At 66.7% G+C, this 10,633-nt stretch carries 13 protein-coding genes; 9 read left to right on the top strand and 4 right to left on the bottom strand.

The window, feature by feature from the left end; all coding sequences use genetic code 11:
- Window positions 1–601 precede the first annotated feature (601 nt).
- The 9 genes from rpmH to MSG_RS24675 all read left to right on the top strand — a co-directional run bounded on the left by rpmH (window position 602) and on the right by MSG_RS24675 (window position 7,070).
- Window positions 602–745, top strand: coding sequence for a 50S ribosomal protein L34 (gene rpmH / locus MSG_RS24715; RefSeq protein WP_003874369.1), 144 nt, complete (start codon window positions 602–604; stop codon window positions 743–745).
- 23 nt (window positions 746–768) lie between these two features.
- Window positions 769–1,131: a ribonuclease P protein component gene (gene rnpA / locus MSG_RS24710; protein WP_096443844.1), complete on the top strand. Its 363-nt coding sequence runs from the start codon at window positions 769–771 to the stop codon at window positions 1,129–1,131.
- A gap of 2 nt (window positions 1,132–1,133) precedes the next feature.
- Window positions 1,134–1,481 carry a membrane protein insertion efficiency factor YidD gene (gene yidD, locus MSG_RS24705; RefSeq protein ID WP_096443842.1) on the top strand — a complete coding sequence of 116 codons (348 nt, stop codon included), beginning with the start codon at window positions 1,134–1,136 and terminating at the stop codon, window positions 1,479–1,481.
- Window positions 1,465–2,559, top strand: coding sequence for a membrane protein insertase YidC (yidC, locus tag MSG_RS24700; RefSeq protein WP_096443840.1), 1,095 nt, complete (start codon window positions 1,465–1,467; stop codon window positions 2,557–2,559). Before yidD ends, yidC begins: the two co-directional genes overlap by 17 nt.
- An 83-nt stretch (window positions 2,560–2,642) precedes the next feature.
- Complete coding sequence (locus tag MSG_RS24695) at window positions 2,643–3,215, top strand: Jag family protein (protein ID WP_096443839.1); 573 nt, start codon at window positions 2,643–2,645, stop codon at window positions 3,213–3,215.
- A 67-nt stretch (window positions 3,216–3,282) separates the two neighbouring features.
- On the top strand, window positions 3,283–4,032 hold the full coding sequence (gene rsmG / locus MSG_RS24690; RefSeq protein WP_096443837.1) for a 16S rRNA (guanine(527)-N(7))-methyltransferase RsmG: 750 nt from the start codon (window positions 3,283–3,285) through the stop codon (window positions 4,030–4,032).
- The gene (locus MSG_RS24685; RefSeq protein ID WP_373421167.1) at window positions 4,029–5,033 is read left to right on the top strand and encodes a ParA family protein; all 1,005 of its coding nucleotides are present in this window, start codon (window positions 4,029–4,031) and stop codon (window positions 5,031–5,033) included. The genes rsmG and MSG_RS24685 overlap by 4 nt, the downstream gene beginning before the upstream one ends.
- Window positions 5,034–5,056: 23 nt before the next feature.
- A complete protein-coding gene (locus tag MSG_RS24680; RefSeq protein ID WP_096444795.1) occupies window positions 5,057–6,037 on the top strand; it encodes a ParB/RepB/Spo0J family partition protein in 981 nt (326 codons plus the stop codon).
- A gap of 283 nt (window positions 6,038–6,320) precedes the next feature.
- Window positions 6,321–7,070, top strand: coding sequence for an acetyltransferase (locus tag MSG_RS24675; protein WP_096443835.1), 750 nt, complete (start codon window positions 6,321–6,323; stop codon window positions 7,068–7,070).
- Here the strand turns inward: MSG_RS24675 and MSG_RS24670 are convergent.
- From MSG_RS24670 to MSG_RS24655, 4 genes are all read right to left on the bottom strand, one after another.
- Complete coding sequence (locus MSG_RS24670) at window positions 7,067–8,287, bottom strand: N-acetylmuramoyl-L-alanine amidase (protein ID WP_096443833.1); 1,221 nt, start codon at window positions 8,285–8,287, stop codon at window positions 7,067–7,069. The two genes, MSG_RS24675 and MSG_RS24670, sit on opposite strands and share 4 nt — an antisense overlap.
- Before the next feature lie 131 nt (window positions 8,288–8,418).
- Complete coding sequence (gene trxA / locus MSG_RS24665; protein WP_096443831.1) at window positions 8,419–8,772, bottom strand: thioredoxin; 354 nt, start codon at window positions 8,770–8,772, stop codon at window positions 8,419–8,421.
- The gene (gene trxB, locus MSG_RS24660; RefSeq protein ID WP_096443829.1) at window positions 8,769–9,782 is read right to left on the bottom strand and encodes a thioredoxin-disulfide reductase; all 1,014 of its coding nucleotides are present in this window, start codon (window positions 9,780–9,782) and stop codon (window positions 8,769–8,771) included. The genes trxA and trxB overlap by 4 nt, the downstream gene beginning before the upstream one ends.
- Before the next feature lie 102 nt (window positions 9,783–9,884).
- Window positions 9,885–10,619 (bottom strand): hypothetical protein, encoded by a 735-nt coding sequence (locus tag MSG_RS24655; RefSeq protein ID WP_096443827.1) that lies wholly within the window; start codon window positions 10,617–10,619, stop codon window positions 9,885–9,887.
- Window positions 10,620–10,633: the final 14 nt, after the last annotated feature.

The following is a 10,633-nucleotide window of genomic DNA, read 5'->3' as shown; positions in this document are numbered from 1 at the left end:
CGACGCATCTCCCTGGTTCTCGCAAACTCTGGGCTGAGCCACAACCTCGCGTTGGCGACGAAGCAACTGTCCACACAGTTATACACAGGTGTGGACAGGAGGATCGTATACGGGCCGCAACCTACCGGCGGCGGCTCGCGATCTCCGTGCTGGAGACAACCCGTGGGGTCGCCTAGACAGCTAGTCGATCCGCCATCCTCGCTTCGTTGTCATGCGCCGTTGCAGTCTGAAACGGCATTGCCTGAAGCTAACAGTTTTCCGAGCGGCTGCCAACCGTTCGGCTGCATTCCAATCCGGTTGTTTAAGCTCTCCTGACCCACATTTCGGTTCGCGAAGGATGGCGGGACAAGGCGGCAGTCGTTTCGTCGACGAGTTGCGGTGGCTGCCTTGCGCCAGGCCAAGTTTGACCAGGCGAAGCGTCATCAGTACCCTCATACAGTCGCCCGAAAGTCGGCGATACGGCTGCGACCCAAGCCATGCGCACGGGGACCGCGCCGGCCAGCAGTAGCTAGACCACTTTCCGATCCACCCGCGGGTTCCGATATCGCGAGCGGCCGGATGGCTGGGAAAGTTTCAAGCAAGACACACCGAGGAGAATGCCGTGGCCAAGGGCAAGCGGACCTTTCAGCCGAACAACCGGCGCCGAGCCCGCGTGCATGGTTTCCGTCTGCGCATGCGCACTCGTGCGGGGCGTGCCATCGTGTCCGGCCGGCGCCGCAAGGGCCGCCGCGCGCTTTCTGCCTGATCTTAGCGACAGGTTCGTGGGCGGTGCTTCCGGCACGCAATCGGATGAGGCGGTCAACCGAGTTCGACTCGACCGTCAAACGCGGCCTGCGTACGGCGCAGCTCGACGTCGTCGTGCATGTTCACCGGAGCAGCGACAGCGATGAGGACGACGGCCCGCGAGTCGGGCTGATCGTCGGAAAGGCAGTTGGCTCGGCGGTGCAGCGACATCGGGTCTCGCGGCGACTGCGACATGCCGTCCGGGCGATGCTGCCCGATCTGGACCCGTCGGATCGGGTGGTACTGCGAGCGTTGCCCGGCAGCCGAAGCGTCTCGTCGGCGCGATTGCAGAAGCAGGTGCGCACCGGCTTACGCCGCGCTACCGAGCACGCGAAAACGAGACGGTGAGGATGTCGGTGCGGGCGGCGGTCGGCGGTGCGGGCAGGACTGTCGCGCGGGGACTGGTGTTCGTGATCCAGCTGTACAGGCACATGGTTTCGCCGCTACGCCCGGCCACCTGTCGGTTCATCCCAACCTGCAGTCAGTACGCGGTCGATGCGCTTACCGAGTACGGCCTCATTCGGGGGAGTTGGTTGGCTATAGCCAGGCTCGTCAGGTGCGGGCCGTGGCATCGGGGAGGATGGGACCCGATACCGGAGCGCCCTGGAACACACCGGGATTGCCGGACCGACTTCGAAGACACCAGCGTCGCCGGAAGCTACCGCGCGCCGCGAGGGGAGAGTGAATCTCTTGTTTGATTTTTTCAGCCTCGACTTCGTCTACTACCCGGTGTCGTGGATCATGTGGGTCTGGTACAAGCTGTTCGCTGCCCTGCTGGGACCGGCGAACTTCTTCGCGTGGGCCCTGTCGGTGATGTTCCTGGTGTTCACCCTGCGCGCGCTGCTGTACAAGCCGTTCGTCCGCCAGATCCGGACCACGCGCCAGATGCAGGAGCTGCAGCCCCAGATCAAGGCGCTCCAAAAGAAGTACAGCAAGGATCGACAGCGCATGGCACTCGAGATGCAGAAGCTGCAACGCGAGCACGGGTTCAACCCTATTCTGGGCTGCCTGCCAATGCTGGCCCAGATTCCGGTTTTCCTGGGGCTCTATCACGTGCTGCGTTCGTTCAACCGGACCACCGGCGGCATTGGTTTGCAGCAGATGTCGGTGGCGCAGAACAAGCTCGTCGGTAACTACGTCTTCACGCCTACCGATGTGCAGAACTTCCTGCGGGCGAATCTATTCGGCGCGCCGATCGGCGCGTCCATGACGCAACGCTCGGGGTTGGACGCGTTCGAGGTTTTCCACCGCCCGGCGGTGATCGCGGTTGGGGTGCCGGTGATGATCCTGGCGGGCATCGCGACGTACTTCAACAGCCGGGCATCAGTTGCCCGGCAAAGTCCGGAAGCCGCGGCCAATCCCCAGACCGCGATGATGAACAAGCTGGCGCTGTACGTGTTTCCGCTCGGCGTGATTGTCAGTGGGCCGTTCCTTCCGCTCGCCATCATCATGTACTGGGTCTCGAACAACATCTGGACGTTCGGCCAGCAGCACTACGTCTTCGGGATGATCGAGAAAGAGGACGAGGCCAAGAAACAGGAGGCGATCCAGCGTCGCGCGGCCAACGCGCCGGCCCCCGGGGCCAAGCCGAAGCGCACCGCGAAGGCGACGCCGACCAACGGCGACGCAGCACCGGACGGCGTGGCCGCCGACGACGCGGCAGGCGACGAGGACGCGACGCGGGCACAGCCGGGCAAAGCGGATTCGACCGTGCGTAACAACGGCCCCGCCCGCACACCGCGGCCAGGGGCGCGTCCGAAACGACGCAGACGCTGACCGTGGTCACCCGGCGTTATCGGTCCGTCGCCGGTGGGTGACCGCATTGAGACTTAAGACCTGTGAATGAGGGAGAGAAAACGATGACAGAAGCCGAGACCACCGGTCGCGATCTGGACACTCCGGTCGCGGTTGAAGACGATCTGGAAGGCGCGACGGCGGAGGATGGCGGCGCCGGCGAGCCCGACGACCTGGAGGAGCGGTTGGTCGCCGAGGGCGAGATCGCCGGCGACTATCTCGAAGAGTTGCTGGATCTGCTGGACTTCGACGGGGACATCGATCTGGATGTCGAGGGCAGCCGGGCGGTCGTGAGCATCGACGGTAGCGACGACCTGAACAAGTTGGTGGGGCGTGGCGGGGAAGTACTCGACGCGCTGCAGGAGCTCACCCGGCTCGCGGTCCACCAAAAGACGGGAGTGCGCAGCCGGCTGATGCTCGACATCGCGAGCTGGCGGCGACGGCGGCGCGAGGAGCTGGCCGCGTTGGGCGACAAGGTCGCGCGGCGGGTGCTGGACAGCGGCGAGCGAGAGGAACTGCGCCCGATGACTCCGTTCGAGCGCAAGATCGTCCACGACGCCGTCGCGGCGGTGCCAGGTGTGCACAGCGAGAGCGAAGGCGTTGAGCCCTCGCGCCGCGTTGTCGTGCTTCACGACTGAGCACCGAGTTACAGAGGTGTAGTTCGTCGGCGCACCCCGCCCGCCAGGACTCCGCAAAAGCAGAGGAATGTTTCACGTGAAACATGTCGAGCAATCCGATCGGGTGCGGGCCACCGGAGCGGTGACGGACGCGGTGCCGGCCGGCCCGCCGGAAGCGCCCGACGCAGCGGTCCGGGTGTTCGGAGCCCGCCTCGAGACCACCACGCGATACGCGGAACTCCTGGCAACTGCGGGGGTGGAACGCGGACTGCTCGGCCCCCGCGAAGTCGACCGCATTTGGGATCGCCACCTACTTAATAGCGCGGCCGTCGGGGAGATGCTGGGTGAGGGCGAGCGGGTCATCGATATCGGGAGCGGGGCGGGCCTGCCCGGCATACCGTTGGCGCTCGCCCGGCCGGACCTCGAGGTTGTTCTCCTCGAGCCGTTGTTGCGGCGCAGCGAGTTTCTCAAAGAGGCCGCCGCCGATCTAGGGTTGTCCATTGAGGTGGTGCGCGGCCGTGCCGAGGAGGCTTGGGTGCGCGACCAATTCGGCGGAAGGGACGCGGCGGTGTCTCGAGCGGTTGCCGCGTTGGACAAGTTGACGAAGTGGAGTATGCCGTTGCTTCGGCCGGGCGGGAGGATGATTGCGATCAAGGGGGAGCGTGCCCCGGACGAAGCCCACGAACACCGGCGTGTGATGGCCGCGGCCGGTGCCGTTGATGTCAAGGTGATGACATGTGGCGCGAACTACTTGCGTCCGCCCGCAACCGTCGTGGTGGCGGAGCGCGGACAGCCGCCGTCGGACCGACCGGTGTCGTCAAAAAGGAGATCTCGATGAGCACTCCCGACGGCGCCCCCGGATCCCGGTCGCACCAAAGCGCGCCGCACCCGCCGGCTCCCATGGCCGCTCCCATCGGGGTGCCGCTGGCACCGGAGGCGATGGTGCCCCCACCGGCGGCTGATGTTTCACGTGAAACATCCAACGAATTCGACACGCCGATCGGCGCCGCCGCCGAGCGCGCGATGCGGATTCTGCACACGACTTACCCGCCCTTGCCACGTCCGGCGCACCGCCGAGTGTTCACGGTGGCGAACCAGAAGGGCGGCGTCGGCAAGACGACCACGGCGGTCAACCTCGCCGCCGCACTCGCGCTGCAGGGACTGAAGACGCTCGTCATCGATCTCGACCCGCAGGGCAACGCGAGCACGGCCCTCGGTATCACCGACCGGCAATCGGGCACACCGTCGTCGTACGAAGTGCTTCTCGGCGAGGAGACGATCGAGAACGCGCTCCGCCGCAGCCCGCACAGCGACCGCCTGTTCTGCGTTCCCTCGACGATCGATTTGGCCGGCGCCGAGATCGAATTGGTCAGCATGGTTGCGCGCGAGAATCGATTGCGTACCGCTTTGGCGGAGCTGGACCACTTCGACTTCGACTACGTCTTCGTGGACTGCCCGCCGTCGCTCGGGTTGCTCACCATCAACGCGCTTGTGGCCGCACCGGAGGTGATGATTCCGATCCAGTGCGAGTACTACGCGCTCGAGGGTGTGTCGCAGCTGATGCGGAACATCGAGATGGTCAAGGCGCACCTGAACCCCCAACTCGATGTGACGACGGTGATTCTCACGATGTATGACGGCCGCACCAAGCTCGCCGATCAGGTGGCCGAGGAGGTGCGCCGCTACTTCGGCGCCAAGGTGTTGCGGACCGTGATCCCGCGCAGCGTCAAGGTGTCGGAGGCGCCGGGCTACAGCATGACGATCATCGACTACGACCCCGGATCGCGCGGGGCGATGAGCTATCTCGATGCGAGCCGCGAACTCGCGCAGCGTGGTTGACGACCATTCGTGAAGGGATGAACATGACGCAGCCGGTACGGAAAAAGGGCGGCCTCGGGCGAGGCTTGGCCTCGCTGATCCCCACCGGCCCCGCGGAGGGCGACTCGGGGCCGGCGACCCTCGGTCCTCGGATGGGCGATGCCGCCGCCGACGTCCTGATCGGCGGACCGGCCCCGGCCGGCGCCGGCATAGGCGCGGTCTACCGGGAGATCGCGCCGTCCGACATCGAGGCCAATCCGCGCCAGCCCCGGCAGGTGTTCGACGAAGAGGCCCTCGCCGAGTTGGTGCATTCCATCCGCGAATTCGGGCTGCTGCAACCCATCGTGGTGCGGGCGGCAGAATCGCCGGGCGGCGCCCGCTATCAGATCGTGATGGGGGAGCGGCGCTGGCGGGCCGCTCAGGAGGCGGGGCTGGCGACCATCCCGGCGATCGTCCGCGAGACGGGCGATGACAACCTGCTGCGCGACGCCCTGCTCGAGAACATCCACCGGGTCCAGCTCAACCCGTTGGAAGAGGCGGCGGCTTACCAACAACTGCTCGACGAGTTCGGGGTCACCCACGACGAACTGGCATCCCGGATCGGTCGCTCGCGGCCGCTGATCAGTAACATGATCCGGCTGCTGAAGTTGCCGATCGCGGTGCAGCGGCGGGTGGCCGCGGGGGTGCTCTCCGCGGGCCACGCCCGCGCGCTGCTGTCCCTGGAATCCGGTCCCGAGGCGCAGGAGGAGCTCGCCAGCCGGATCGTCGCCGAGGGTCTGTCGGTGCGCGCCACCGAGGAGGCCGTCACCCTGGCCAATCGGGGTGACGCCGCCACCCCGCCGCCCCAGCGCCGCAAGCCGATTCAGATGCCCGGCCTTCAGGACGTCGCCGACCGGCTGTCGAATGCGTTCGACACCCGCGTCTCGGTGAGCCTCGGTAAGCGCAAGGGCAAAATCGTCGTCGAGTTCGGATCGGTCGAGGATCTTCAGCGAATTATCGACGTGATGAGCCCGCCCAAGGCATGACCCGATACCCCCTGTAATTACGTCACTGTGACACCGCGGCCCGCTGCCGGTCGCGAAACCACCATCATCCGACGGAAGCTGCTGTGCGCCAAAAGATTTCGTGGCTCTGCGCGGGCCGGTTGCAGGATGGTCGGTTGCTAGCTCTGGCCGGCCCGCGTGACAACGCCAACAGTGGCCCGATGGCGGCAAACTCTCCTATTCTGGAGCGGTTGGTGGTGCATGTCAGCCAGGACGGCCGGGCTGTAGGCAGTCGGCTGCAGTACGCACGGAAGCCAGGAGGCTAGTGTCTGCTCGAATCACACCGCTGCGGCTCGAAGCGTTCGAGCAGCTTCCGAAGCACGCCCGCCAGTGTGTCTTCTGGGAGGTCGACCCCACGACACTGGGCGACAATCAGCTCGCCGACCCGGAATTCGAAAAGGAAGCCTGGCTGTCGATGGTGATGCTGGAGTGGGGTTCGTGCGGACAGGTCGCGATGACTGTCCCCGACGAGCACAGCCATGCCGAGCCGTCGTGCCTCGGTTACGTGCTTTACGCGCCGCCTGGTGCGGTACCGCGGGCGGCGCGGTTTCCCACCGCGCCGGTGTCGCCGGACGCGGTCCTGCTGACATCGATGGGCATCGAGCCGGGGCATGCCTCCGACGATCTGCCGCATAGCCTGCTCGCCCAGGTCATCGACGAGCTGGTGCGACGCGGCGTCCGGGCGCTCGAGGCGTTCGGCCGGACGCCGGCGGCGTCGGAACTACAAGATCCGCAACTGGTGGAACCCGGCGTGCGGCCGGTGCTCGAGGCGCTCGGCGAGTGCTCGGTGGAACGGTGCATCATCGACGCGCAGTTCTTGCAAGACGTGGGATTTGTTGTGGTGGCGCCGCATTCGTATTTCCCGCGGCTGCGACTCGAGCTGGACAAGGGCTTAGGCTGGAAGGCCGAGGTGGAGGCCGCCCTGGAGCGCCTGCTTGCCAACGCTCAGTTGGAGCAGCCCGTCGGTGCCGGGTTGACGGCGAGTAGTGCGTTGCGGGCCGACCGGAACGGTTAGGAGCCGCCGGGCCCGGAGGCCCGTTCCACCGCCAGCTCGTGAGCGAGCAGTTCGGCGAAGGTGAAGGTTCCGGTGGGCCGGTCGTTCTTGCCCAGCAGGTAGAGCCGCTTGACCGCGGCGAGGATGCCTTCGGCGATGGCGTCGCGGGTCTGCGTCGATACCAGCATCGTGCGATCGTGCGGATTGGTGATATATCCGATGTCGACCTGGACGGTCGGCATCCGGGTCAGGCGCAGCAGGTCCCACGTCCGGCCGTGGGTCCGGCAATCGCGTAATCCGGTGCGCGCCACTATTTCTCGCTGGATGAAGTCGGCAAGATTGCGGCCGATCGTCGACACCGAGCCGTGCGAATTGCCGAAGTGAAACGACGCCACGCCATTGGCCGAGGGGCTGGCCTGGGCCTCGCAGCGCAGGCTGATCATCAGGTCCGCGCCGACGTTGTTGGCCGTCGCGGCGCGCTCGGCATCGGATGGGCTGCGGTTGGTCGGCCGGGACAGGAACGTCTCCATGCCGATCGCCGTCATCCGGCCTTCGAGCCGACTTGCCAAGTCCCACAACACATCCGCTTCGCTGATGGGACCGCCGTGACCCTGCGCGATGAGTCCGTGGTCGGGGCCGCCGCGGCCCGGATCGATGATGATCCGCTTGCCCGACAACCGCGGGCCCGACCGGCGCACCAGTTCCTCTTCGCGAATGGCGTGCGGTGAGCCGCCGGTCACGCGTGAACTCAGAAAGTACAAGGAGCGCAACGTTTCCGGGCCGCAGATGCCGTCGGCGGCCAGTCCGTACTCGCGCTGGTAGGACATCAACGCATTGTGCGTCTGAAGCCCGAAATGCCCGTCGACCAAACCTGTGTAGAAGCCGAGGTCCTGCAGCCGGGCCTGCAACGTCGCGACGTCGTCGCCGTACAATGGCGCGCCGAATTGGTGAAACAGCGTCCGGGCGCCAAGCCGGTAGGACGCCTCCTTGAGGGCCCGGTAGGTGGCCTCGCCTACGATGCCGTCGACCAACAGCCCGCGGTGTTGCTGGAAGGCGCGCACCGCCCGGTCGAGTTCGTTGTCGAACACCTCAAGCGCCACATGCCGACCCGTGGTCAGGTCTGCGTCGGAACTTTCCAGCAGCCCAAGCGCACCCAGCGCGGCCCGGATCTCGGTCACAGCAGCGCTGCGGTCACCACAGCGCAGCGCGTCGCCATTTTCGCGGCGCGGACTCGACATACCAAGGGCCCTCCGGGACAAACTGACAGCCTGACAAACGCATTACAGCTAACCGGTATTGTCGCAGACTCTGCTCAATTTCGGGAAAACCCCAGGCTAGGCGGCGGGGGCCGCGTCGAAGCGCAGCGCGATCAGTTGAGGTTGGGGACCGCGTCGGACAGCTCACGCAACAGGGCCGCTTTGCCCTTGGCGCCGACGATCCGTTTGACCGGTTGGCCGTCCTTGAACAAGATCAGTGTGGGGATCGAGACCACCTGGAAATCGCGGGCCGTTTCCGGGTTGGCGTCGACATCTAGCTTGGCGACCGTGAGCTGTTCGCCGCGTTCGGCCGCGATCTCTTCGAGCACCGGTGCCACCATTTTGCACGGCCCGCACCAGGTGGCCCAAAAGTCAACCAGCACAGGCTTTTCGCTGGACAACACATCGGTGGAAAACGATGCATCGGAGACTTCTATTGTGGCCCCGGCCTTTTCGGTGTCGCTCATCGTGGTGCTCCAATCAGATCGGTGTTCCCGGCATTGGATTGGCCGTCCGCGGCCGCTCCCGACTCTTCGTGTTCGGCCAGCCAGCGCTCCGCATCGATGGCCGCCGAACAGCCGCTGCCGGCCGCGGTCACCGCTTGCCGGTAGGTGTGGTCCACCAGGTCACCGGCGGCGAAAACGCCGTCCACTGAGGTCCTGGTGGTGCGGCCCTGGACAAGGACGTAGCCTTCCGGGTCGACGTCGACGGCGTCACGCACCAGAGCCGACCGAGGGTCGTGACCGATCGCAACGAAGACACCCGTCACGGCGAGGGTCGATTCTTCGCCAGTTACCGTGTCGCGCAAGCGCAATCCGGTCACCGAAGTATCGCCCTCGACGCCTTCCACGACGGCGTTGGTGACGAACTTGATCTTGTCGTTGTTACGCGCGCGGTCGAGCATGATCTTCGATGCGCGGAACTCCTCGCGGCGGTGCACCAAGGTCACGCTGCGGGCAAACCGGGTCAAGAACGTGGCCTCTTCCATCGCGGAGTCACCGCCGCCGATGACGGCGATGTCCTGGTCCTTGAAGAAGAAACCGTCACAGGTGGCACACGAGCTGACCCCGCGGCCCAGCAACTCCTGCTCGCCGGGGACGTTGAGGTAGCGCGCCGCGGCCCCCATCGCCAGGATCACGGCGCGGGCCCGGTAGGTCTCCCCGTCGGCGGTCACCACGGATTTGATCGGCCCATCCAGCGATACCGACTCGACGTCCTCCATGCGCAGGTCCGCGCCGAACCGCAGCGCCTGCTCGCGCATCTGGTCCATCAGTTCCGGGCCCGTGACGCCGTCGCGGAACCCCGGGTAGTTCTCCACCTCGGTCGTCGTCATCAACGCGCCACCGAAAGCGGTGCCCTCGAAGACCAGCGGCGCCAGTTGGGCGCGGGCGGTGTAGAGCGCCGCGGTGTAGCCGGCCGGACCGGAACCAATAACGATCACGTTGTGGACTGTCTCGTTAGCAGCAGAGGCGGTCATACCAGCCTTTCCGGTACAAAATATTTTCAACTTCTCGAACGCCAGCGTAGGCGCGGGTGTTCCCGCGGTTGGCATAACCCGGGCGCAACACGTGGCACCAACCTAAGCGCGGGGAATCTGGGTGTCGGCCAGCAGCCCGGTATCGGCGGCGCTGCAATTCAGCGACACCGCGAAGACGGTGAGGTTGTCTGGCGTATCGGCGGGCAGCACCAGCACGATCCCGGGGCGGGCGTTGATCTCCACGGGGTGCCCGCCCAGCACCAGCGTGGACGCCGGGTAGCCGAGGCCGCTGAGGCAGGACGCGCGCCGCGCCGGGTCGCTGAGTGGGCCGAAGTCCGGCGGCTGGTGCAGCAGTTCGCGCAGGTCGGCCGCCGACAGCGGGATCGCCGCCGGGGGCGTCGACACGGTGATGTGCTCGGCGGTGGGGCCGGTGCTAGGGGTGGGCGCCGGCTCGCGCAGCAACGCCACCGTGCCGAACGCGACCGCGGCCAGCGCCGCACACGCCCCGGCAATGGCCGCGACAAGCCGGGCGGGAGGCAGGTGCGGGCGAGCCGCGTGGGTGGAGCCGCCGGGCGGCCCCGTGGTCGCGGACTGCAGCGTCGCGGTGATGCGGGCGGTGACCTCCGCGGGCACCGCGGGGGCCTCGTCGGCGCCGGCGGCGGCCAGATCGCGGCGTACCCGGTCGAGAGCCCGCAGCGCCCCCTGGGCACGTGGATCGGCGCGGACCTGCCTGCGGACCCGAGCGGCGGCGGCGTCGTCCAGCAGACCGGCCTGCAGATCGGCAAGGAGCTCGACCGTCAGCGGCGGGTCTGATGCTGGTTTCTCGACTTCACCCATCCGCCCCAGTGTCC

The organism is Mycobacterium shigaense, from assembly GCF_002356315.1.
Taxonomy (GTDB): domain Bacteria; phylum Actinomycetota; class Actinomycetes; order Mycobacteriales; family Mycobacteriaceae; genus Mycobacterium; species Mycobacterium shigaense.
This window is presented reverse-complemented; position numbering and strand designations above follow the sequence as displayed.